Raw genomic sequence first — 23,663 nt, forward strand, 5'->3', positions numbered from 1 at the left:
CATCTACGCGAATTAGAAATTCTTCGTTGTCACGAAGATGACGGTCTATTTGAGATTGCAGGAGACAGGATGCTGCCGTGACAATTTTTCTTTTCACGGGCAGCTGCAAATCCTCACACCCGAGAGGAGAATGATTTGTTTCCGAGGTTTTTCGAAGGGATTATTTAAGCAAGGCAACTACAGTATGACGACGAACATTCGCTTGTGCGTTGAGGGCTTTAAATGTAGTGGTGAAGTCTTGAGAGAGCTGAGTGAAGTCATTGAGCTTTTGGGAAACTTGTTCTGAAGATGGCACATTAGACTGGCTTTGAATGCGCGTCATTTGGGTATTCAATTGAGATTGAAATTGTCTGGCTTCGTTTAAGCTTACTTGTGCTTGCTGTAGATGTTGATTGACCTTAGCAATGGACTGTTTGATTCCATCTCGAGACGCTAAGTCGAATTTTAACTCCGCCATGCCATCAGGCTCAGCTTGAATATTGAATGCGTTCGCTTGTCCGGCAGGGAAACGGTGTCCTTGCCCAGTGACCAGAACTTGTTGCTGCATGGCCGCATAAGCAGATTCATGGACATCAAACAAAATGCTGCCATCCTGCGATAAAGAGGCTCGCATACCCATAGGTATTAAGCTGCGATCGAGCTGTTTCACCGTTCGAACACCATCAGATTGGCCATCAAACTGCAACACAACCGAACCGCCACTTGGGAAATCCAGTCGAATTTGCTCGGCTCTTTCGCTCATACGATGGACGTTGAGTCCTGGAATAGAAAAACGGCGCACATCGGCGGTATCGAGCTTAAGATTAAGCTCATTATCTACCACTCGCTTGCCATCAAACCTCGCTTGATTCAATGTCGCTTCAATCGTGGCTTTAGAGCGTGCCAAAGAATCAGGCATGTTACTGTTAACACCATGCGAAAGCGCTTGGGTCAGTTGGCGTTTAACTTGGGTGAGCTCTTTACCGACACCTTGCAGTGCCTTAGTGGCAATCTGCACTGAAGTAGCGTGTTGCTGACCTTGTGTAAGCAACACGCCTGAAAGTGAATAAGCTGACGTAATGTCAGCTTGAGGTCTTAGCAGGCGCTTTGACAGTGAGGTACTGGTATCAGTGGACGCTTGTGAGGGCGCGATACTGGCCGCTTCTTGCCCTGTTAGCTTGATACTATGCGGTCTAACTTCAACCGTACTTACTGCCATAACACCTTTCCTTGTTAACTAATTCTTAGACCTAAATACGGTCGAAAAGCGAGAGATCGTTAATTTTTACATAGCTGGCTTGAGTTGCTTGTAATGCTGCCATGTAGTTGCTGAGACGAACGGATGCTTCACCATAATCCAACGCAGAAATATCACTGGTCACTTTATCAACGAATAGCTTGTTTTCACCGTGTGCGCCATCCATCAAATCAAGGTTATTGTGGCGACCACCGATCTCTGTCATCGCCCCAAGCACGTTACCCAAGGTATCATCTATGGCGTTCAGGCTAGCATCAACTTCAGCTTGGAAATTTGGACTCGGGTTCTTAAATTCAACAATCAACGCATCGATTTGATTAAGTACGTTGTTTCCTCCACCAAGTTCAAGAATATCCTTGGCCGTCATGTTCGACTCCATGGTGACGCCTTTAGCAACCGTCACCACTCGCTTATCGCTGTTACCATCCACGACATAACCTGCCCCAGAGTTTGACAGTGCTGGCGTATCAGTTTTGGTGCCTGAGAACAAATAGTGGCCTTCTTCATCCTGAGCATTAAACGAAGACTCAATGGAATCACGTAGACTTTCCAGCTCGGTGATCATGCCGTCGCGGTCTTCGTCCGTTAGCGTGCCATTAGAACCCCACAGCACCAATTCACGCATACTTTTTAAACTCTCATTGACCGAATCGAGATAAACCTCTTGGCTTGATAGCGTGGTTTTCACATTAGCAATATTGCGTTGATATTGATTAATTGCGCTGCCTTCACGGTCGAGGTTCAACAACTGAATCGAGGCCATTGGGTCATCAGACAATTTAGTTAACCGATCACCGGTCGCCATTTGTTGTAGCACTTTGCCAAGCCCAGCATTATTGGTCTGCAAGCTTTGCAGCATCATCTGGCTAAATTGAGTATCACTGATTCTCATACTAACTCCTTAAAATAACTGCAAAACGGAATCAAACAGCTGGTTAGCCGTACTGATCACCTTCATATTGGCATTGTGCGCATTGGCAAAGGTCATTAGGTTTGCTGCTTCTTCATCACTATTAACGGCACTGACGTTATCGCGCGCTGCCACCGACTGTTCAAACATTGACTGTTTCGCTTGGTAATCTGAATCCGCTTGGCGGGCTTTGATTGCCGTTTCTCCGACCATCGCAGTAAACGCGTCATTCAGCGACAGGGAACCAAAGCCAGTAATGGTCACTGGTTTGTTACTGATGGCAATCAAGTCCTTGAGGTTATCACTGTTACCTGGGTTACCATCGCTCGAAAATGCTAACTCATCCGACTTAATATCCGTGATAGTTAAGCTGGCAGCTGGGTTAGCTGGGTCGTAGCTAAATAAGGCTTTACCCGCATTGCTATTAAGATCCTGTCCTGCTGCCAAGACCGCATTCACTTCATCCGCCAAGCTACGCGCCATATCATCAATGGCATCTTGATAGGGTTTGAGTACATCCACTTGATAGTCATGAAGTGAGCCCAACTTACCGCCAAGGTCACCTTTAGCCGCAAAGGTTTGATTGCCAAACTCAATATGGATGTCGGCAAGATATGGATCGCTTGGGTCAGGAATCGCTTTAATCACACTGGCATCGCTGCCCATTACTAAAGGCTGCCCTGAAGCCAATGAGACTTGAATACTGCCATCCGCTTGATCGGTGGTCTTCACTTCCATCACTTTGGAAAGTTCTCCCACAAGCGCATCACGCGTGTCCATCAACTGCGCAGGGTTACCACCCGTGCCTTGCATTTCAACAATTTGCTTATTCACTTCCGCGATATTGGACATCAAGCTATTTGCATGAGAAATGGCGGCGTTACGCTGGTCATGTACATCTTTATGTTGATTGTGCAGCGATTCGGTCAAAGTATTGAAGCGGCGAGCTAAGGCCTCCGACTCATTAATCACCTGTTGACGCAGTGGGGTTGATTCAGGCTTTGTCGTTGCATCGTTCAGTGCTGCAAATAGAGAATCTAAGCCCGCCGATAAGCTAAAGCCATCAGCCCCTAACATGTTTTCCAACTGACTCATGGCGCTGGTATAACCCGATGCGTAGTTAGCGGCACTGGCCGTTGACCACGTTTGCTTCACCAAATATTGATCGGTCACTCGGCGAATACTGGTCACTTCCACCCCCATTCCGGGGTTAGTTTTATCGTATTTCCCCCCAGCCAACGACGCCATCACCGCTTGCTGACGGCTGTATCCCGGCGTATTAATATTGGCGACGTTTTGAGCGGTCACATCCAATGCCACTCGGTTGGCATTCATGCCTGAAAGCGCAATATTGACGAGGTTCATAACTAGAGCTCCGTTGTTCTAATAAGAGGCTGAGAAAACGCCATGGTCGTGGCCGCCTCGCTTGGGGACTGAATAGTGAAGGCGACGGAATGATCGATGCCATTAATCACATCGTCACTGTGAAGCGAAGCTGTTGTGCTAACCTGTGAAGTTGCTTCCATATCGTTAGCCGACCCTAGGGTGCGTGTTAAGCTAGGGTCGAACTGCACCTCGAGGTTCGAGGCTGACGCTTGAGTAGGGCTTAGCTGTTTCACCAGCATATCGGCAATGCCAGAATTCTGCTTTTTGGCAAGTTCGATAGCCAATTGTCCATCATGCATATCTCGAAACACGCCATGTTGCTGCGACGAGAAAGGGCTGTCTTCATCTGCCAGTACGTCACTACTGCTGCGCATTTGGCGCAGTACCATTTGCAAGAACATGGCTTCGAACTGCCCTGCGACTTCTTTTAGTGCACCTTGCTCATCGGCACTGTGTTTAATGTTGGTCAGAGCGGCATTATCGTGATAGAGCATGCTATTAATTCTCGTGCTGTCATTCATCGCGTCTATTTTCATCACACTCTCCTAGATCACTACCAACTCAGCATTGAGCGCACCCGCTTCATGCAAGGCCTGTAGAATGGACATCAAATCGGTTGGGGTTGCCCCTAAGCTGTTGACTGCATTCACAATGGTGTTGAGCTCTGTCCCTTCAGGCCAGATCACCATTTGCGCTTGGTCTTCACTGATATCAATTTTCGATTGATCGACCACAACCGTGTCACCGTCAGCGAAAGCATTCGGTTGGCTCACTTGTTGAGACTCAGTAATCGATACCGTTAGGTTGCCATGGCTTACCGCTGCTTCTGTCACTTTTACGTTTTGTCCTACGACAACCGTGCCGGTACGCGAGTTAAAGACGATTCGAGCAGGTTTGCGTCCCTCTACAACACTCATTTCTTCTAGCATCGACATCATGGTCACACGCTGCTGAGTATCTTTTGGCGCGCGCATATCGACACGCACTTTGTTGATGGCAATGGCCACATCTGGACCAAACGTACCATTGATTTCACGAGCGATATTTTTTGCCGTGGTGAAGCTGGCTTTACGCAGATTCAACGTGATTTGAGAACGAGAGTTAAAGTCCGACGGGATCTCACGTTCCAAGGTTGCGCCATTAGGCACTCGTCCCGCGGTGGGCGTATTTACTGCGATTTTAGAACCGCTGCGTCCTTCAGCAGACACTCCTCCAACCACCACATTACCCTGAGCGACTGCATAGACTTCACCATCCACACCTCGCAATGGCGTTAAGAGTAACGTGCCTCCACGTAAACTTTTGGCATCACCAATTGACGAGACCACTATATCCAACATTTGCCCAGGGCCTGCCATCGGGTCCACCGAAGCAGTGACACTCACCGAGGCGACGTTACGCAATTTTGGATTCGCATCATCACCGATTTGTACCCCAAATTGGCGCAGCATATTGGTGATAGACTGAGCGGTAAACTTCACTTGGTTTCGGTCACCTTGGCCGTCGAGACCCACAACCAAACCATAACCAACAAGCTGGTTAGTGCGCACACCCTGTACGTCCACCAGATCCATAATTGGGATTTCTACCTCGGCTCTGGCTGATGACATCATACCGAGAGCAAATGCCAGTAGAATTGAAGTAAAGAAATAGCGTTGTTGAGTCATTAGAACGGCATCCATTGGCTGGTAAAGAACTGAGTGAGCCAACCAGCAGAGTTGCTGTCAGCTAAAGCACCACGTCCAGAGTAGGTGATGCGCGCATCCCCTATGCGATGAGAAAACACTTGGTTGTAACGGTCCACATCGTCGGCACGAATAATGCCCGTGACGCGAATAAATTCATCGCCTTGGTTAAGACGAATCCATTTCTCACCGCTAATTTTAAGTACGCCATTGGGCATCACTTCATGTACCGTGACCGTAATAGCGCCTTCTAACTTATTACCTTGGGAGCTAGCGGCACTGCCATCAAAAGCTCGGCTGCCATTAAGACCCACCGCCGTCTCGTCAAAGGTGTTTCCACCAACGGTTGCCGCACCAAAATCCACTTTAGACGTCTTGCCGAATTTGGTATCCGCTTTCTTGCTCGATTGCGTTTCTTCCACCAGCAAAATCGTCAGTACATCACCCACTCGGTACGCCCGACGGTCTTGGAATAAGGTTAAGTTATATTGATGGCGATAGAGGCTTCCTCCCGTTGCTTGTGGCAGCGCGTAATTGAGCTCAGGCGGTGCATACTTTTGTTCATCCGGCTCTGGTGGTACAAACTCTGGTCGAGCTGCACAGCCAGTAAGCACGAGTAGCCCAATTACCACTCCCCAGCGAGAAAGCCATTTCATACCACTTATCCCTTTTCCGTTAATTCCCAACTTTACTAACCTACACCGCTTGTGCGACGAACTTCAGCATGTCATCGGCAGCCGACACCACCTTGGCGTTCATTTCATAAGCGCGTTGGGTGGTGATCATATCGACCATCTCTTCCACTACTTGCACGTTTGAGCCTTCTAATGCGCCTTGCTTGATACTGCCCGCCCCTTCTTCACCGGCAATCAGCTCTTCTGCTTGCCCACTGGCTTCGGTCTCTTTAAACAAGTTACCGCCAATGGCTTCTAAGCCTGCTGGGTTAACAAATTTCGCTAGGGTGATTTGTCCTAGATCCTGTGGCGCAGGACCGTCTGCCGTGGTCGCCGTCACCGTGCCATCAACACCAACAGAGAGTGTCAAAGCGTTATCGGGAATCTGAATTTGAGGCTCCAATGGCAAGCCTTGGCTATTTACCATCAGACCTTCTGAGTTGACATGGAACTGACCATTTCGGGTATACATGATCTGGCCATCAGAGTTTTCAATCTGGAAAAAGCCTTGTCCCATCACAGCTAGGTCTAGGTCTTGCCCTGTGTTTTGCGCGCTGCCTTGAGTAAAGACTTTTTGAGTGCCCACCACACGCACACCACTACCTAACTGAACCCCAGTCGGTAGTTGGTTCACTTGATCGACTTGCGCGCCTGGCTGGCGCTGAATGCTATAAAATAAGTCTTCAAACACCACTCGATCGCGTTTGAAGCCTACGGTATTAACGTTGGCAAGGTTATTGGAAATCGCCGTCATTTTTGTATCTTGGGCGGCCATCCCTGTTTTACTGACCCATAATGCTGAATGCATGGTTTACTCCTTGGCGCGAGCGATTAGCTCGCACTCATTAATTTGTTGCCGGATTGCGCAAGGGTTTCCGCCGTTTTCATCATGCGGATTTGCATCTCAAAGTTTCTGGTAAGTGACATAACGCTAAGCAGCTCATCAATGGCTGACACGTTACTACCTTCGATATGTTCCGGGGCAAGGTTTACCGTTGGATCAGCGGCAAAAGGTTGGCCATCAAGGCTATGCAGCAAACTATCGCTTTCCTTTTGCAGTTGATTCATATCCGGTTTGACCAACTTCAATGTGCCTGCTTCCACTTCGGCACCACCGCCTGGAGGAATCACCGAAACACGACCACGTTCACTGATCTCTACCTTTTGGAACTCAGGCAGTACCATCGGGCCATTATCACCAACCACGGCAAAACCATTGATGCTCATCGCACCCAGTTCATCGACTTTGATGTTACCGGCACGAGTGTATGCCTCATTGCCGATAGGGGTTTGTACACTGATGTAGCCTTCACCCATGATGGCAATATCTAGCGCTCGGCCCGTTTTCACCACATCGCCAGCATCAAAGCGTGTCGCTGCCGAGTTGGTGACCACCATAGTGCGGCCATCAAAACCAGAACCTTGTAGGGGAATGCTTTTAGCGCGTTCCATATCTGCGCGAAAACCTGCAGTGTCCGCGTTCGATAAGTTGTTGGAGCGAACGTGTTGCGCTTTGAGTACTCGGCTCGCCCCTGTGGTTGCTGTGAATAACAAGCTATCCATGCTCTACACCTTATACTGCGTTAAACAGAGCTTGAGTGAGCTTGTCAGACGTTGAGATGGTTTTAGCGTTAGCTTGATAGTTGCGCTGTGCTGTCATCAAGTTCACAAGCTCAGAGGTCAGGTCAACGTTCGAGCCTTCCAATGCACCCGGCGTTAGGTCGCCTAACACACCAGAGCCAGGGGTGCCCATGACTGGCGCCCCTGAGCCATAACTTTGAGTCCATGCGGTACCATTAGTTTTCGCAAGCCCTTGAGGGTTGGCAAAGTTGGCTAACACCACTTGTCCTTGCAGCTGAGATTGACCATTGGTGTAGGTCGCAAACACCATACCGTTATCTTCAACGCGTACGCCTGCTAATTCACCAGAGGTGTAACCGTTGGGATTGTTGGTACTCACACCAAATGCCGCTCCAAACTGAGTGCTGCCTTCGAGGCTAATATCGATGCTCATGGCATTCGCACCTGCCGCAGGAAACGCAACGTTAAAACTACCCGTTGGCGAGGCTAGTGTGCCATCCGGATTGAAGGTAACCGGAACCGTTTGTGCTGGCGTACTGCCACCATCAACCTGAACATTCACTTCCCAAGTATTGTCTGCAGTCTTAGTGAAGTACTGAGTCACCGTATGCGAGTTGCCTAATGAGTCATAAACTTTGGAGGTATATGATGAGTTGAAAGAATCTGGATCTGCTGGGTCAAAAGGATTCACCGTTTGATCGACGATTTTTGAGCTGGCGTCAAAGTTAGCCACGAAGTCCAACTTATCAGTCGCTTGTGCGGCTAGTGATGAAGTACTGATCTTCAGATCACCCACTGAACCCGTCAGTAGATTATTGTTGCTATCAACACCATAACCTTGTAGTTTCGCTCCCGTATTACCAACCACATAGTTGTCTTTATCGGTACCAAATACGCCCGCACGGGTATACAGCGTTTGCCCCATATGGTCTTTAGTGACGAAGAAGCCATTACCATTGATGGCCAAGTCCATAGCACGACCTGTTCCCGAAACCGAACCGTTCTTATCAAAGTTTTGCGAGATGGATGCGACTTCTACCCCTCCGGCTTGCATACCGTTATACACCGCAGAGAATTCTGTGCGCGCTTCTTTAAAACCGTAAGTCGATGCGTTAGCGATATTGTGGCTGATGGTATTAAGCTGAGTGTTAGTAGCGTCCAAGCCACTTAATGCGATATCAAAGCTCATAATGTCCTCTAATTCTGATAATGTGTCTCAGCACGTTGTTGTGCGATGAGCGTAGGCGCTAGGCACCAAACTGACTGATTTGATAGAAAGGCACATTGCCAACACCAGCGATATTCACCATGGCTGCGCCTCCGTTACTTGGAATTCGTACTTGCTTCACTTCACCGGCAAGCAATAAGTTAGGGTCCGCCTGACCTTCTTGAACCTCTACCGATAGCGAATACTTACCGGGCTTAAGACCCAACTCTTCAGGGTTGATTGAAAAATCCACGTCTCCCGCAGGGTGTGCGCCAAGCGGTACTTTGGTTTTCTGACCGAACTCGTCTTCTACAACTAAGGTCACTTGATTGGATGAATGCGCCAGCTCAACGCGGCCGTTTTGTATCCCGTCCGATAACTCCACTTCATTACCACTGACATACACGGTTTGCCCCACGAGCCCTGCCGTTGAAAGCACCTGCATGTTATCCAGCAGTACCATACTGTTTTGCATCAGCATCGACATATTCTCGGTACTCTGTACCTGTGAAAACTGTGCTAATTGGCTGACATACTCAGTGCCGTCTAGTGGGTTCAGTGGGTCTTGGTTTTGAATCTGCGCCACCATCAAGGTGATAAACTCATTTTGCAGTGACGTTGCGCTGTTCATGTCTTGTGGGTTAGCCGCGATACCAGCATTACTTTGACTCGCAACCGGCGTGTCCGTATCCAGAGCGGTAAATTGCGCGATACTCATTAGCGTCCTTCTCCTAGTCTCAACAAGCCTTGCTGCATGCTTTTCACATTAGCCAGCACTTCAACGTTGGTTTCAAAGCTGCGAGTTGCCGACATCATATCGGCCATTTCCGCCACCACATCGACACCTGGGTAGTACACATAGCCTTCTTCATTTGCCAGCGGGTTATTCGGTTCAAAACGCTGATCGGCTTTGGCATCACTTTGCACCACATCAACAATGCGCACTTCCGCATTCGGATACACATTTTGTCCCGCGGCAAGTTGAGTTTGACTGTATACCGTGGCAAATACTGGCTTTAACGCTTTGTAAGCATCATCTGGGTTAGCCGACACGGCATCAGCGTTTGCCAAGTTACTTGCCACTGTGTTCAATCGCACAGTTTGCGCCGTCATCGCAGAGCCTGCGATGGAATAGATATCAGTGAATGACATGATTAGCGTCCCTCTATCGCTTTAGCCAAACCACTGAATTTCATATTCATAAAGGTCAGACTGGTTTGGAAATCCATGTTGTTTTGGGTGAACTTGGCTTGCTCTACACCGAGCTCAACGGTATTGCCGTCTTTACTGTTTTGGTAAGGCACTGAGTATTGCGTCGCAATGTCCAATTTTGGTGTTGGCGTATGCACACCATTTGGATTGGCTTGCTTCATCACGGTGGTAAAACTCAAGTCTTTGGCTAGGTATCCAGGGGTATCGACATTTGCTAAGTTACTAGCAAGCACCTTGGTACGCTGAACCCGAAAGTTGAGTGCTTGTGGGTGAACCCCCAATGCACTATCAAAACTAATTGCCATGTCTCTTGTCCTTAAATGGGCGAAGTACCAAGGGAAATAACAAGATATGTGCCAATTTTTTTATAAAACAAAAACAATGACTTACATATTTATCAGGAAATGGAACTTCCGTTTTACGGAAGCAAGACGTGGGATGAGGAAGTGGCTAGGAAGTGCTTTTTTGCTGCTGCTAACTTTACCTTCACAGGCCGAAACTCAGCAAAAAATGACGCCACAAGACGTGGAAGTGGCAGTACAACAGTCAGTCTTGGCGGAGATCGAACGCACCGCCCAGAGACAAAACTGGCAACACTACGAAACCAATCTGGTGATGTTCGTTCCAGAGTCAGCAAAACATTTAGCGAAATGCCAAGCACCATTGATTATCACAAGCCGAGATAGTCAGGCACTGCCTGTAGGCAACTTAAGACGCAGTGTGCAATGCCAAGATGGTTACAACGAGTGGCGCATCAACACCAGCGCCAAAGTGACCTTATCGCTGCCTGTCGCCGTCGCCAGTCAAACATTAAATCGAGATACTCAGATCACCGCAGCATCGGTACAACTGGAAACTCGCACTCTCAATCGCGCCGTTCATTTCGTTGCTGATTTATCACAAATCATTGGTAACCAAGTCTCTCGCCGTATGCGAACAGGGCAAATCATTGATGCCAGCTTCGTGGTCAAGCCTCCGCTCGTCGAGAAGGGCAATGAAGTCGTCATCATTGCAGCAAAAGGAAAATTCAATGCCAGCACGAAAGGCATTGCGTTGGAAACAGGTGGAGCAGGTGAGCAAATCGAGGTGCAAAATAGCCAATCTAAGAAAGTAATTCGAGCTGTGGTAACAGGTTTGAACCAAGTTCACACTCAGTTCTAATTTCTGACTCAAGATAACAATTTTCGATTTTAGTGCTCGAATCAAATCGGATTTCTGCTGTAAAAAAATAAAAAGACCCAAATTCATCAAGGCAGATTTAATACTGCCTTCACTTTTGCCGCCCTATACTGTTAACGACACAGCGACAGGACAACATAGCAATGAAAATCGACAAGGTGGCCGGTGGGCACGTCCCTCAAACCAACTTTAATCAATCTAAAACACAGACCACTGAAGCTCCGACGCGCAAGACCGTTTCTGAGTCGGCGTTTGATGCCAATACAGCAGCATTGGATAAAGCCCAAGCCGAACTTGCCGCAATGCCGAATGTCGATATGGCAAAGGTTGAGGCGGTTCGTAATGCACTGGCGAAAGGAGAGTTGGGACTAGACGTCAAAGCGTTATCACAAGCAGTAATGCGTTTTCATACAGGACATGAGTCTTAGCCGTTGTTTAATGGGCTATGTCTCAGCAAGAGGACAACTAAATGGCAGCAACAAGGACAGAGCTAGTCCAGCAATTTGTACTTTCAATCTCTGAAGACATCAAGCTTTATCGCAAGCTATTGGCACTGCTACAGCATCAAAAAGCGCTGTACTTAAAGTTTGATGGTGAAGCATTGAGTAACAATATTCATAACCAACTGCCAGTTCTCAAGCAACTAGGAAGCAATGCCAGTAAACGCAGCCACACGTTGCAACAACTGCAACTACCATGTTCTGAAAACGGAGCTAAAAAGCTCATTCGCGCTCTGCCAGCCAAGCTGTCCGATAGTATTGCCAAGCAATGGCAAATTCTAGAGGCGCTGATTAAAGAGTGTCAAAAGTACAATCATGACAATGGACAAAGTTCGGCCGCTTTCCATGAGTTACTCGGGGAGTTAACAGGGCAAGAACAACACTGTTATGGGGAACATGTCAGGTAACCTGAACCGCAACATCTACTGTTACCACTTACTATTATGGGTGGGAATTATCTTTGCGTGTCTCTGGTTTCGTCCTAGTCATGCGAATAGTCGGCCGCCAGAGAGTGCAATCCAGCCCCATTTAGACACTCTAAAGCCTTACCAAAAACAGATCATGAAGAAGTTTGAAGAATTCAACCCTTTGGTCGATGAGATCTTCAAACAGCTCTCTAAGCGTTCTCTGCCAGACAGTTTAGTTTTAGTTCCCATGCTTGAGTCCTCCTATAACCCTAAAGCTATTTCGCCTGCAAAAGCAGCCGGGCTTTGGCAGCTAATGCCGGCTACTGCGAAACGTTTTGGGCTCACAGTGACTCAGCAGCACGACCAACGTTTTGAGATAGCGCCGAGCACACATGCGGCGATGCAATATCTCGACTTTCTGTATAACAAGTTTGACGGTGATATTAACCTGACTCTCGCCGCCTACAACGCAGGTGAAGGGCGTGTACAGCGAGCCATCAAAAGAGCGGGTAGTCGGCAATTTTCAGATTTACGATTACCCACTGAGACCACACACTACGTTCACCGGTTTTATGCTCTATTGGCATTAGTCGACGTGAATTCACTAAGACAAGATCGCGTGACGACAATGTGGCTGTTTGCCAGCGAAACCCATTGGCAGCAAGCACCGCTTATCGACTTAACACCACTGCCCCCCTTGATTTCGCTGTGACTAAGCTAACAATCTAAAAATTGCTTGTTCCCATCACCTTATTCACTGGTAAGATGCTGACATTCTAACCTATTCACCCAGACTCACTTTCATGCATAACGAACGCAAGGCAATCATCTTCGGATTGTCCGCTGTCCTCCTGTGGTCAACAGTCGCGACGGCATTTAAATTGACTTTAGCTGAATTCACACCAGCACAAATGGTCGCAGCAGCCTCATTCGCCTCAACCCTTGCCTTAGTCGCAGTCTGCGCATTTCAAGGTACCTTGTCGCAAGTAAAGACCACCTTTGTCTCAAACCCATTTTATTATCTGCTACTTGGTTTGATTAACCCGCTAGCATATTACCTAATTTTGTTCAAAGCTTACGACTTGCTACCGGCTTCGCAAGCTCAGCCCATCAACTACAGTTGGGCCATTACCTTGACCTTAATGGCCGCCGTTTTTCTAAAGCAGAAAATTCGCCCTCAAGACTGGTTTGCATGTGCGTTGGGCTATTTAGGTGTTGTGGTTATCGCCACTAAAGGCGATGTACTGGGATTACAGTTCGATAGTCCTGCTGGCGTCGGTTTAGCCCTGCTTTCTACTCTACTTTGGGCGGGTTATTGGATCTTAAATACTCGCAACACCGCCGACCCTGTTGTTGGTGTGTTACTCGGTTTTTTAGTCGCACTACCGTTTGCCTTTGCCGTCGCACTTTATGAAGGCGCAGCGTGGTCAACCATCAGCATCAAAGGTTGGCTGGCGGTGTCCTATGTGGGTCTATTTGAGATGGGCATAACCTTTGTCTTATGGCTAAGTGCGCTGAAACTAACACAGAACACCGCTCGTATTAGTAACCTTATATTTGCATCACCGTTTATTTCTTTGATGTTGCTAGCATATGTTATCGGCGAAGAAATACATCCATCCACGTTAGTTGGCTTAGTACTGATTGTTATCGGACTAGTTGTTCAGCAAATCAAACGCAAAGCATAACTTCACTCCGCTTATCAACTGCAGTAAACCAAGCGTTTTAAACGTTTGGCTTACTGCATCATCAGCCGTTTTTTTCATACTTTTTTTACCTAGATCTCAAAAACGAACCTTTTCCGCCCCTCTCTTTATCAGCATAAAACTCCAGAAAAAACCACCAAAACAATCATTAACTCCAAATTGGAAAATGACATGGCCTTTTTGGCATTGCATCACTCTAAAAAACCTGTAGAAATGTAAGCGCACTAAATAAATTAATAATCAAAGTGTAAATATTTAGATACAGCCCAACACTCCCTCTACGGATAATAATGACAAAGGAAATGCTTTATGGATAACTCCATTCCTTCATCCAGTGCTGCTCGTCCCGGCATCTCTCAATTAATTCGTTCACTTGGCCCCGGTATTATGATGGCTGCCGCTGCCGTTGGCGGTTCACATCTCGTCGCTTCAACCAAAGCAGGTGCTATTTATGGTTGGCAATTAGCTGCACTCATTCTGCTCGTAAACCTATTTAAATACCCATTCTTCCGAGCAGGTGTTCAATATACCGTAGGTACTGGTGATAGCCTTATTCAAGGCTACGCGGGACTTGGTCGCGGCTACCTTTGGGTCTTCACGATTCTCAATGTTATTTCTGCAGTGGTAAACACCGCAGCGCTTCTACTATTCAGTGCCAGCCTACTTGGTTATTTCCTACCTTTTGAACTACCTTCGTTAGCTCTATGTGGCGTGGTCTTAGTGACTTGTGTAGCAATTCTGTTTGCAGGGCACTACAGGGCATTGGATGGGCTGTCAAAAGCCATCATGGCAACACTCACCGTTGCGACGGTTACAGCTGTCGTTATCGCCGCTTCTAACGGCAGTGTAGCTCCGGCAGATTATCAATCCCCTTCTCCTTGGACGATTGCCGCCATTGGCTTCATTGTGGTTACCATGGGTTGGATGCCTGCTCCAATTGAGATTTCTAGCATCACATCTATGTGGCTCAAGAGTCAGTGTAAGAAACAAAAAGTAACTGCTGAGTCTGCTCTGTTTGATTTCAACGTCGGTTATATTGGTACAGCAGTATTGGCGATTGTTTTTGTCGCCTTAGGTGCTTTGGTAATTCATGGCTCTGGTACTGAGCTTTCAGCATCAGGCGTAGGATTTTCCCATCAGTTGGTGAGCATGTATGCTTCGACCATCGGTGAATGGTCTCGTTATCTAATTGCGGTCATCGCCTTCTTCTGTATCTTTGGTAGTACTATCACGGTGATCGACGGTTATTCACGCGCAATCGCGGAGTCACAACGTCTGCTACAAAATCAAACGGAAGAAAATCCGAAGACTTATCAAGCCTGGGTCATCGTGGTTTCTATTGTCGCGATCTCTATCATCGCCTTCTTTGCTCAAGCGCTAATGCCAATGCTCAACTTTGCGATGATCATGGCCTTTGTGACGACGCCTATTTTTGCTCTTTTGAACTACATTCTTGTCTCTAAAACGGAGCTACCGACAGCTCTCCAAATGGGCAGTAAGCTAAAAGCACTGTCAATTCTAGGCTTAATCTATTTGTTCGGTTTCCTCGCCTTATTCATTTGGTGGAAATGGATAATGTAAAAACAGCAACGCCGAGCTCAATGCTCGGCGTTTTTTTAGGCTAGCGTATAATTATGTATTTGATTACAAGAACGCTAAGAACGGAGAGATACAAAGCAGGATACCCGTTACGATAATCATATTGGTCGCCATGCCTTTATATTTCGCTAAGTGCGGGACTTGATACACCAAGTACGCTGGAATCAAACAGCCAACCAAACCAAACACAGGGCTACAAATCGAAGTAAATGATAGGATTGGAGCATTGATGGCGATAGCACCCCAAGCAAGTAAAATAATGAAAACAGTAACCAACTTGCTGATCAATTTAGCATCTACTTGAGACTCATCGTATTTACGTAGAATCACATTCATAGCCAAACCAGTACACGCTTCCTTGAATGCCAAGAATACGCCGAAGAAAGACGTCACAACAGCAAAGATATTGATTACGATACCAGCAATGGTCGCCCAGCTGCCTGGGAAGTATTTAGCAATAATCGCTAACGCAGAAATGTTTTGGTTCATTGCATCAGCCGCTTGGTCTTGGCTGATAGCAAACGTAAAGGAAACAGCAAAGAAGAATACGATAACAAAGAGAATCGCAAAGGCAATCTTCATCGCACGGGTCGCTTTATAACGCGCAACTTCGATAGACTTCTCGTGAGAGCGATAAGAAATCACCATCGGGCTAAGAGACTGGATGAATAAAATTGAGGTCAGCGTAAATGGTAGAGTAATAATGGCATCTTTAATCATAGGGCCTATATTGCCCACCGCTGGAATATTATTAAAATCCCATCTTGCAACCAAAAGCATACCCATTAGTGCAACCAGTGAGAGGACCGTTACTGCCATAAACCCAGACAGTTTAAACAACAGCTTTTCACCTTTAGAGCCGATAAAAGAAAGCACACAAATAAGTGCTAATCCATAAAAAACATTATCGCTTAGCTTCGTTTCTGTCACTCCAAATGAATGCAGGTATGATGCACTGTCATTAGTAACTGCTAGGGAATAAACTAACACCCAGATAACTAGCATGATGAAATATAATGCACCTAAAGCCATACCCCAGTTCTTGCCTAAATAGCCAGTAATGACTCCCGGATAGTCAGTACATTCTTTTGATTCAGCCAATGTATTAATGAACAGCTTCTGGAATAAGTACATGGCAGGGTAACCAATAACCGAAGAGAGTAAGAAAACCCAAAGTCCCATTACCCCGACTTGAACCGGAAGAAATACGATACCAGCACCAATAGCCATACCGATACTCATCACAATCCAACCAATATCTACGCTATCGAATTTAATGGCTTTTTGCCATTCTTGCAGCGACATTCCTGCTTTTTCGTAAGGCGTTTCTTGCTCTCTTAGCTCGATGCCATCACTAATCTGTGTCATTGTACGTCTCCGTTTTGGAATTAATTATTGTTCTGTTTTTTGTTATTTTCTAAGTGGAACTCAGATGATTTTTAGAGAGTACATTAACAATATGAGAAAATTTTTTTCCTTTTCTTAAATTAAAATAGATAATTAGAATATAATTCTACTCATAGAGACACCGCACAAAAACAATTTCTCATTTTGATTACAATCAATAAAACCAAACTTTAATCAATGCATATTTGTGACATGGCACAATATTTAACAACAATAAAAACGTTAACTAATATGTCCTTCAAGTTGAACAAGATCACACAATAAGAAATAAAATAACCAAAAATAAATAACCGAACCAATTTCCTCTTATTTTATATCTGCACTAATAATAAATAACAATATATAAAAAGCCTTTTATTTCAAATAAGAATAATAAACCCTTTTATGAAATTTGTTCTAAAATCTACTTATAGGTATTTCTTTGCAATATAAATTCAACAATTACACAGAAAATAACGTTAATGACAAATATTACTAACATGCTATTAAGCACGAATATACGCTCCATAAAGAGAGGAAAGAAGGTGGTTTTAGGCTGAAGAAAACAACCCTACAAGAAAAGTAAAAAAGGCCAATGAAGCATTGGCCTTTTATTGTATTCAATTTAGCTTATTTTTACGTATCAACACATAGAGCAATTTGGGCACCAAAGAGCGTTACTTGTTCACCATGATCTCTAGAATTTGAACATCAGTCTGAGTCATCGCGCCATTTGCAAGACTAGAAAGATTACGAATAGACTCATCCACATTTTCTGAGACAATGCCTTCGTTTCCTGTTACGCGAATACCATCCAACGCCATCAATGTCGCCTTAAAAGCAGCACCAGCAGAGGATGAGACCTTCATAGCGCAACTGGTTTTCGCACCATCGCAAATCATGCCTGCCACGTCACCAATCATGCTACATATCGCATCGCTAATTTGTTTGAAGTTACCACCGAGAAGCCATGTCATTCCGGCCGCAGCTCCCATCGAAGCGGTTGTCGCTCCGCATAGTGCCGACAATTTATGTTGATAGCTCTTAATATAGACTGCCATTAAATGAGATAACATCAGTGCTCGAATCATGGTTTCTCGGTCAGCATGCACATGCTCAGCTACTACCACAACAGGCATTGTTGCGGAAATACCTTGATTTCCCGAACCCGAATTACTCATCGCTGGCTTCATCGCACCATCCATACGAGCATCCGACGCAGCCGAAGTTCGACAAAGTACGTCCGTCATCAAGCTTTTAGCAAGCAAACCTTTGTCGACATTACGCTTAAATGTAGCGCCAACTTGCAAACCATAGTCTTGGCTTAACCCTTCATGGGATAGGTCATTGTTCAGCTGATAGGCTTGCTCAATAAAGCTGATGCTTTCTAACGGCGCATTCAGAGCAAAATCAAAAATGTCCTGTGCACAAGCATCTTTCATTGGACTTTCTGTTGGCTCAGAAGCCGTTTCTGCCTCTTGATCTTGTGTATTGATGTAAGTGGTTAAACCATCCTCTTCAATAGACACTACATTAGTATGACTGTCTGCAATGGTCACAGCGACACGATGTTCACCATCACTGACCACTACTTTGGCATAAATAATGTTGAGCACGTCGGCCACTTCGACCGTCACTGCACTTTGCAATGATTTCGCTTGAGTCACATCTTCTGGCGTAATATTTTTGAGAACTTCAAGCCCAGCCTCTGGCTCACCAGCCACGGCACCGATAGCGGCCGCGATCGACAACCCAACCATTCCAGTACCTGGAACACCAACACCCATACCATTTTTCATTAAGTTAGGAGAAACATGGACCGAGATCATCTGGATATCTCCAGCAAGCTTTTGAGCGGCAATCGCGCTCGCTAGTGCAACCGATACTGGCTCAGTACAACCCAATGCAGGTACGACTTCTTTTTTAATTAAGCGGGTAAAACCATCCCAAAGTTCAGTTCTCATAAATACACCTATACTCACCAAGCCTCAGAATTCCAAGACCGAAAATTATGAACCTCAACCCGTTCAACAAGCGTTTCAGGCTGATATGCTTTTAAGCGAATAGGTACACTATACGAGCTTTGTTAGAGATTTTTTTTACCTTATTTACTATCAAAAACCAAAATTGGAGAATTATTTTCTCCAATTACCTCTTTAAAAGTAAGGTCTTTTAAGTGCATCACATTTTTAGATAGGATAAAGAGAGTTGAAGATGAGAGTTAGTACACGATGGACTTCTCTAAATGTGTAGAAGCCCAACGAGAGAGAATGCTGAATAAGGGTGGCTAATTAAACGTGCTGACCAGCTACAAAACCGGAAGACCAGCACCACTGGAAGTTGTAGCCACCAAGCCAGCCTGTGACGTCCATGACTTCGCCAATAAAGAACAAACCTTGGATCGATTTGCATTCCATCGTTTTAGAAGAGAGATGATCGGTATTCACACCGCCAAGCGTCACCTCAGCCGTTCGATACCCTTCAGTGCCATTCGGTGCGATTTTCCAGTGCTCTAATGCTTCGCGAATTGCCACCAACTCTTTGGCGTGGTACTGCTTCAATGGTTTGTCTGCAAATACTTTGCGCTCAATAAGCACTTCCACTAAACGTTTAGGAAGCACACGTGCCAGAGTATTCTTCAAGCTTTGATTTGGATGCTTTTCCAACGAACGAGCAAGCAGTTCATCAATATCCGCTTCTGGAACTAGGTTAACCGACACACTTTGACCCGGCTTCCAGAAAGAAGAAATCTGTAGCACTGACGGTCCAGACAGACCACGGTGAGTAAACAGCAAGGCTTCTTTAAACAAAGTGCCGTCATTAGCGGTAATCTCCGCAGGTACCGCAATACCCGATAGCTCCGCAAAATCCTCTTTGTCTTCCTTGTGCAGAGTAAATGGCACTAAACCCGCAGTTGTAGGTTTTACTTCGAGACCAAACTGCTCAGCAATCTTATAACCAAACGGGGTTGCCCCCAGTTTAGGCATCGATAACCCACCAGTAGCGACAACCAATGATTCACATTCGATAACATCAGTATCAGCGTGCAAAGAGAAACCGGACTCCGTCTTCTCAATACTGTGTACGTCGGTTTGATAGCGGAAGCGAATATTCGGTGTTTCACATTCTGACAGCAGCATCTTGACGATATCTTTTGCCGACTCTAAACAGAACAGTTGGCCGTGATCGCGCTCTTCAAACTCAATGCCGTATTTGCTCACCATGGCAATAAAATCCCAGTTGGTATACTGAGACAGGGCCGATTTCACAAAGTGTGGATTGCTACACAGATAGTTACTGGCAGAAACGTCGTAGTTGGTGAAATTACATTTACCACCACCAGAGATAAGAATTTTTCGACCTGGTTTTTTGGCGTGATCAAGCACGAGCACACTACGCCCACGTTTTCCCGCTTCTGCTGCACACATTAAACCTGCAGCACCAGCACCAATAACAACCACATCTACTTTTTGGCTCATCACGACGTTCCGACAAGAATTTCAATAAAAAAAGGATGTGCTGATTGCACATCCTTTCGACAATTTGGCGCTATTTTAGCGACTTCATTAAATAAAGCCAACTCCCCGGAGCCATTAGCCCGGTTTGCGACAACGCCTTATCCTTGTGTTACCTCAATCACACCTTATAAAAGGTGCCGTAATACTTTGTCGTTAAAGCAAAAATCCAGCAAACAAGGTGACACCAATAAGCGCACAGCAAAGTACAAACAGCTCACGCACTCTGTCGCACTTTCCGGTAAACACTGGATCGTGGTGGTGGAGGTATTCTTTAGTTTTGAGATAGTGATACAGTCTCACTTGCTTCGACATATTGCCGTGCGCCGTAAAGAAGCCTCGTCCATCCACTTGCTGATAGAGCAACGGATGCGCTTCACGCATGATGAATATAAGTGCGCGTAGTGCTGTCAGATACCTCGCCATATTGACTGAGGTAATGAGCATCAATGCTAATAGAATAGTGTCTCCACTGATCATCTTTTCCTCCCTACATCTTCCTAGACACCCAAGAGAAAAAGACGAACAGTCGACTTTTAGACGCTGAGATTACTCAGCTGGGGCGTCCATAATGGAAGAAGAACCCTCTTTTGCTAACACTGCTAAATCTTTGTCGATAAAGAATAGCGCCTGACCATTCTCACCTACGAGTTCTAGCTTATCTAAGATCCCTTTAAACAATTTTTCTTCTTCGTGTTGCTCCGCAACATACCACTGAAGAAAGTTAAACGTTGAGTAGTCCTGAGCGGTGAACGCCACATGAGCAAGCTTGTTGATTCTTTCAGTAATCATCTGCTCATGCTTATAAGTTTCACGGAACACATCGCCTAGACTTTCGAAATCATGTCTTGGAGCTTCGATGCTACCTAAAATCGGTAACGCACCAGTCTCACTCACATAAGTAAACAGTCTGTGCATGTGCTGCATTTCTTCGTCAGCGTGTTTACGAAGAAATAGCGCCGCGCCTTCAAAACCTTTGTCTTCACACCAAGCACTCATTTGTAAGTATAGATTGGATGAGAAGAATTCGAGGTTAATTTGCTCATTCAGATGCTGAACCATTGCTGGAGAAAGCATTCTAGACTCCTAATTTTATTTCAAAAGTTAACGCCACTATAACATAACTTATTGAGGAGTCTCTGATCTCAAACCCAAACTCGCAACCTGCTGGATACTCAATCGCTACTTTTGATTCTAGAAAACTTTGGCGACTTTGCTCACAATTTATTGTCTTGTTGCTGAGAATTAACTTTATGGACTCCACTTTTTCATCTCTAGCTGGCGCAAAACAGGCTCTCTGTTCAAACGCGATATGTCTTCACAGGATCACGAATGACCGCCTGTAATTTGTACTTTGGATAACGATTTGAGATCACATCAACATAATTTTAAGGAGGAAAATGCTATGTTTTCCATAGTACTAACGTCAGGAGGAGTGCGTTATGAGTTATAAACATATTATGGTCGCATTAGATCTCTCAGAAGAAAGCAAAATGCTCATAGACAAGGCGGTCTCTCTCGCGAAGCCACTGGATGCAGAGGTTTCATTTATCCATATTGATGTCAATTATGCCGAGCTGTACACCGGGCTGATTGATTTAAACATGGCCGAGACACAACATCAGGCGATGGAAGCCTCGATGACTCAATTAAGAGATTTCGCAGAATACGCAGGTTACCCAATTAAGCATTCATTAGTAGGTAGTGGTGATTTAAGTAACGAGTTACGCGATACCATTGGTGAATACAATGTCGACCTTGTGGTATGTGGTCATCACCAAGATTTCTGGAGTAAAATCCTGTCTTCGACTCGCCAGCTTATCAATACCTCACCTGTCGATATGTTAGTGGTTCCGATTAAGGACTAACTTGCAGTAAAAGGCTTCGAAAGGAGCCTTTTTTGATCCGATCTGTATTGATTCACAAAGATGTTACAATAGCTCCATCGTTCACATTAACAACATGTTTAAGCAATGGGTTATCTTTATTCTGTCACTCTGCTTTGGGCTTTTTCTTTTAGCCTAATCGGGGTCTATCTAGCGGGTCAGGTGGATTCGTGGTTCTCAGTTCTAATGCGTGTGGTGCTAGCCGCGTTAGTCTTTTTGCCTTTTACTAACTTTAGACAAGTGCCAGGAGCCTTAAAAGCCAAGCTGATGGCCATTGGTGGTATCCAACTAGGCTTGATGTATTGCTTCTACTATCAGTCCTTCTTATTGCTATCCGTACCTGAAGTGTTGCTGTTCACTGTTTTTACTCCCATTTACGTAACACTTTTCTATGACTTCCTAAAAGGACGCTTTTCTCCTTGGTATTTTATCACTGCCGCGATTGCGGTGGCTGGCGCTGCCTTTATCAAATTTGCAGGTATCAACGACAACTTCATCACGGGCTTTCTCGTGGTACAGGGAGCCAACCTCTGTTTTGCTATTGGACAGGTTGGTTATAAATATGTGATGGAGCAAGCAGACGTTGAACTGCCACAGCATAGTGTGTTTGGTTACTTCTACTTTGGAGCAACCGTCGTGGCAACGATCGCCTTTGCGCTGTTTGGCAGTTTTGACAAGATGCCGACCACCAACCTGCAATGGGGCGTGCTAATTTACTTGGGTGTAATTGCATCGGGCTTGGGGTATTTCATTTGGAACAGAGGGGCGTGTCTGGTCAATGCAGGGGCGCTAGCCGTGATGAATAACTTATTGGTTCCTGCCGGGCTTATCGTCAATATTGTGATTTGGAATCGCGATGTGGATTTAGTAAAACTGTCGATTGGAGGCGGAATCATTCTGTTGTCGTTAGTGGTCAACGAACTGTGGGTGAAACCGAGAGCGGAAGCCCAGTTCAATAACGCTTAGGACTTCCATCTAGAGAAAACTAGTGCAGCTGTTCTGGCTGCACTTTAACAACCTGCTTCTCAACCACATTGGCCGCGAGCTGATACTTCTGTTCCAACTTACTCTGTTTACGAGCGAGCTTTTGGCTCTTCTTGAGTACTTTCAGCAACTTCTTCTGAGCTTTTTTCTGTGCCTTTAGGGCCTTCTTGGCTCGTTTTACCACTTTTTTGTCCACTACGTCCATCATCTCTGAATCAATCAAATTTGCCTCTAACACTGATGTTTTGCTGACTTTTTTCTCTGAGAGCTTTTCCAACTTAGCAGGGCGAATTTGAGGCAAAGCTTCAGCAAGAACACCACATTGCTGTTGCTCGTGAACTGGCTTATTTTGACAAGAGGCAGGAGGAATCGCGGCAGGCTTGCACAGCGTTGATTTGTCCACAGAAGATCGAGAACAGGAGCGGCATAGGTATTTAGGCTCAGTGACTAATCGGTGTATTTCACCGAGGTTGTCGCTAATATCACGACGATTTAACTTACACAGACGCTTACTCATACCACTCTCCAACACCCAGACAACGAAAACAGGAATGATTCTTAGTTAGATATAACGTCTAATGCGGGCAGTTTCAAGTAACTTGCTCCAGT

General features: G+C 45.8%; 26 protein-coding genes. 8 read left to right on the top strand and 18 right to left on the bottom strand.

The genetic code is table 11. The features are described 5' to 3' along the window. Nucleotides 1-160: 160 nt before the first annotated feature. Genes MMA19_RS23045 through flgB form a run of 12 tightly spaced genes read right to left on the bottom strand, consistent with a single transcriptional unit; the run spans nucleotide 161 to nucleotide 10,197 of the window. Nucleotides 161-1,198, bottom strand: a complete 1,038-nt coding sequence (locus tag MMA19_RS23045) for a flagellin (protein WP_124940493.1) — start codon at nucleotides 1,196-1,198, stop codon at nucleotides 161-163. Between the two features lie 31 nt (nucleotides 1,199-1,229). Continuing rightward, complete coding sequence (gene flgL, locus MMA19_RS23050) at nucleotides 1,230-2,129, bottom strand: flagellar hook-associated protein FlgL (protein WP_006072129.1); 900 nt, start codon at nucleotides 2,127-2,129, stop codon at nucleotides 1,230-1,232. 9 nt (nucleotides 2,130-2,138) lie between these two features. After that, nucleotides 2,139-3,512 (bottom strand): flagellar hook-associated protein FlgK, encoded by a 1,374-nt coding sequence (gene flgK, locus MMA19_RS23055; RefSeq protein ID WP_240207345.1) that lies wholly within the window; start codon nucleotides 3,510-3,512, stop codon nucleotides 2,139-2,141. A gap of 2 nt (nucleotides 3,513-3,514) precedes the next feature. Beyond that, nucleotides 3,515-4,069: a rod-binding protein gene (locus MMA19_RS23060; protein WP_062462608.1), complete on the bottom strand. Its 555-nt coding sequence runs from the start codon at nucleotides 4,067-4,069 to the stop codon at nucleotides 3,515-3,517. Nucleotides 4,070-4,078: 9 nt separating this feature from the next. Beyond that, nucleotides 4,079-5,200 (bottom strand): flagellar basal body P-ring protein FlgI, encoded by a 1,122-nt coding sequence (locus MMA19_RS23065; RefSeq protein WP_006072123.1) that lies wholly within the window; start codon nucleotides 5,198-5,200, stop codon nucleotides 4,079-4,081. Continuing rightward, nucleotides 5,200-5,874 carry a flagellar basal body L-ring protein FlgH gene (flgH, locus tag MMA19_RS23070; RefSeq protein ID WP_240207347.1) on the bottom strand — a complete coding sequence of 225 codons (675 nt, stop codon included), beginning with the start codon at nucleotides 5,872-5,874 and terminating at the stop codon, nucleotides 5,200-5,202. The genes MMA19_RS23065 and flgH overlap by 1 nt, the downstream gene beginning before the upstream one ends. A gap of 40 nt (nucleotides 5,875-5,914) precedes the next feature. Then, the gene (gene flgG, locus MMA19_RS23075; protein WP_006072118.1) at nucleotides 5,915-6,700 is read right to left on the bottom strand and encodes a flagellar basal-body rod protein FlgG; all 786 of its coding nucleotides are present in this window, start codon (nucleotides 6,698-6,700) and stop codon (nucleotides 5,915-5,917) included. 23 nt (nucleotides 6,701-6,723) lie between these two features. After that, nucleotides 6,724-7,455, bottom strand: coding sequence for a flagellar basal body rod protein FlgF (locus MMA19_RS23080; protein WP_240207349.1), 732 nt, complete (start codon nucleotides 7,453-7,455; stop codon nucleotides 6,724-6,726). A 10-nt stretch (nucleotides 7,456-7,465) separates the two neighbouring features. After that, entirely contained in the window at nucleotides 7,466-8,662 is a 1,197-nt protein-coding gene (gene flgE, locus MMA19_RS23085; protein WP_006072114.1) for a flagellar hook protein FlgE, read from the bottom strand. 58 nt (nucleotides 8,663-8,720) lie between these two features. Then, on the bottom strand, nucleotides 8,721-9,398 hold the full coding sequence (gene flgD / locus MMA19_RS23090) for a flagellar hook assembly protein FlgD (RefSeq protein ID WP_006072112.1): 678 nt from the start codon (nucleotides 9,396-9,398) through the stop codon (nucleotides 8,721-8,723). Beyond that, nucleotides 9,398-9,832 carry a flagellar basal body rod protein FlgC gene (flgC, locus tag MMA19_RS23095; RefSeq protein WP_006072110.1) on the bottom strand — a complete coding sequence of 145 codons (435 nt, stop codon included), beginning with the start codon at nucleotides 9,830-9,832 and terminating at the stop codon, nucleotides 9,398-9,400. Before flgC ends, flgD begins: the two co-directional genes overlap by 1 nt. Nucleotides 9,833-9,834: 2 nt before the next feature. Further along, complete coding sequence (gene flgB, locus MMA19_RS23100; protein ID WP_006072109.1) at nucleotides 9,835-10,197, bottom strand: flagellar basal body rod protein FlgB; 363 nt, start codon at nucleotides 10,195-10,197, stop codon at nucleotides 9,835-9,837. A 133-nt stretch (nucleotides 10,198-10,330) separates the two neighbouring features. Between flgB and flgA the strand changes: the two genes are divergently transcribed. The 6 genes from flgA to MMA19_RS23130 all read left to right on the top strand — a co-directional run bounded on the left by flgA (nucleotide 10,331) and on the right by MMA19_RS23130 (nucleotide 15,265). Then, a complete protein-coding gene (gene flgA / locus MMA19_RS23105; protein WP_051868219.1) occupies nucleotides 10,331-11,053 on the top strand; it encodes a flagellar basal body P-ring formation chaperone FlgA in 723 nt (240 codons plus the stop codon). A 161-nt stretch (nucleotides 11,054-11,214) separates the two neighbouring features. Beyond that, nucleotides 11,215-11,499, top strand: coding sequence for a flagellar biosynthesis anti-sigma factor FlgM (gene flgM / locus MMA19_RS23110; RefSeq protein ID WP_240207350.1), 285 nt, complete (start codon nucleotides 11,215-11,217; stop codon nucleotides 11,497-11,499). A gap of 41 nt (nucleotides 11,500-11,540) precedes the next feature. Continuing rightward, nucleotides 11,541-11,978 carry a flagellar export chaperone FlgN gene (gene flgN / locus MMA19_RS23115; RefSeq protein WP_006072104.1) on the top strand — a complete coding sequence of 146 codons (438 nt, stop codon included), beginning with the start codon at nucleotides 11,541-11,543 and terminating at the stop codon, nucleotides 11,976-11,978. After that, nucleotides 11,968-12,690, top strand: a complete 723-nt coding sequence (locus MMA19_RS23120) for a lytic transglycosylase domain-containing protein (RefSeq protein ID WP_124940490.1) — start codon at nucleotides 11,968-11,970, stop codon at nucleotides 12,688-12,690. The genes flgN and MMA19_RS23120 overlap by 11 nt, the downstream gene beginning before the upstream one ends. A 91-nt stretch (nucleotides 12,691-12,781) precedes the next feature. Beyond that, nucleotides 12,782-13,666 (top strand): DMT family transporter, encoded by an 885-nt coding sequence (locus MMA19_RS23125; protein WP_006072101.1) that lies wholly within the window; start codon nucleotides 12,782-12,784, stop codon nucleotides 13,664-13,666. Between the two features lie 327 nt (nucleotides 13,667-13,993). Next, a complete protein-coding gene (locus tag MMA19_RS23130) occupies nucleotides 13,994-15,265 on the top strand; it encodes a divalent metal cation transporter (RefSeq protein ID WP_038228678.1) in 1,272 nt (423 codons plus the stop codon). Nucleotides 15,266-15,328: 63 nt separating this feature from the next. Here MMA19_RS23130 and MMA19_RS23135 read toward each other — a convergent pair whose 3' ends face one another. The 5 genes from MMA19_RS23135 to ftnA all read right to left on the bottom strand — a co-directional run bounded on the left by MMA19_RS23135 (nucleotide 15,329) and on the right by ftnA (nucleotide 21,261). Further along, nucleotides 15,329-16,651 (bottom strand): amino acid permease, encoded by a 1,323-nt coding sequence (locus MMA19_RS23135; protein ID WP_240207352.1) that lies wholly within the window; start codon nucleotides 16,649-16,651, stop codon nucleotides 15,329-15,331. Nucleotides 16,652-17,346: 695 nt separating this feature from the next. Beyond that, the gene (locus MMA19_RS23140; RefSeq protein ID WP_240207354.1) at nucleotides 17,347-18,633 is read right to left on the bottom strand and encodes an L-serine ammonia-lyase, iron-sulfur-dependent, subunit alpha; all 1,287 of its coding nucleotides are present in this window, start codon (nucleotides 18,631-18,633) and stop codon (nucleotides 17,347-17,349) included. Nucleotides 18,634-18,960: 327 nt separating this feature from the next. Beyond that, a complete protein-coding gene (locus tag MMA19_RS23145; protein ID WP_171390104.1) occupies nucleotides 18,961-20,148 on the bottom strand; it encodes an NAD(P)/FAD-dependent oxidoreductase in 1,188 nt (395 codons plus the stop codon). Between the two features lie 192 nt (nucleotides 20,149-20,340). Continuing rightward, a complete protein-coding gene (gene uspB, locus MMA19_RS23150) occupies nucleotides 20,341-20,664 on the bottom strand; it encodes a universal stress protein UspB (RefSeq protein WP_006072092.1) in 324 nt (107 codons plus the stop codon). Between the two features lie 69 nt (nucleotides 20,665-20,733). Beyond that, nucleotides 20,734-21,261 carry a non-heme ferritin gene (gene ftnA / locus MMA19_RS23155; RefSeq protein ID WP_006072091.1) on the bottom strand — a complete coding sequence of 176 codons (528 nt, stop codon included), beginning with the start codon at nucleotides 21,259-21,261 and terminating at the stop codon, nucleotides 20,734-20,736. A gap of 365 nt (nucleotides 21,262-21,626) precedes the next feature. On the opposite strand from ftnA, the gene uspA reads away from it, so the two are divergent. Next, entirely contained in the window at nucleotides 21,627-22,052 is a 426-nt protein-coding gene (gene uspA, locus MMA19_RS23160; protein ID WP_006072089.1) for a universal stress protein UspA, read from the top strand. 105 nt (nucleotides 22,053-22,157) lie between these two features. Continuing rightward, nucleotides 22,158-23,036 carry a carboxylate/amino acid/amine transporter gene (locus MMA19_RS23165; RefSeq protein WP_240207356.1) on the top strand — a complete coding sequence of 293 codons (879 nt, stop codon included), beginning with the start codon at nucleotides 22,158-22,160 and terminating at the stop codon, nucleotides 23,034-23,036. A gap of 19 nt (nucleotides 23,037-23,055) precedes the next feature. On the opposite strand, the gene MMA19_RS23170 is transcribed toward MMA19_RS23165, so the two are convergent. After that, nucleotides 23,056-23,571: a hypothetical protein gene (locus MMA19_RS23170; protein WP_240207358.1), complete on the bottom strand. Its 516-nt coding sequence runs from the start codon at nucleotides 23,569-23,571 to the stop codon at nucleotides 23,056-23,058. Nucleotides 23,572-23,663: the final 92 nt, after the last annotated feature.

It is taken from the genome of Vibrio sp. CyArs1 (genome assembly GCF_022432925.1).
Classification (GTDB): Bacteria; Pseudomonadota; Gammaproteobacteria; order Enterobacterales; family Vibrionaceae; genus Vibrio; species Vibrio mediterranei.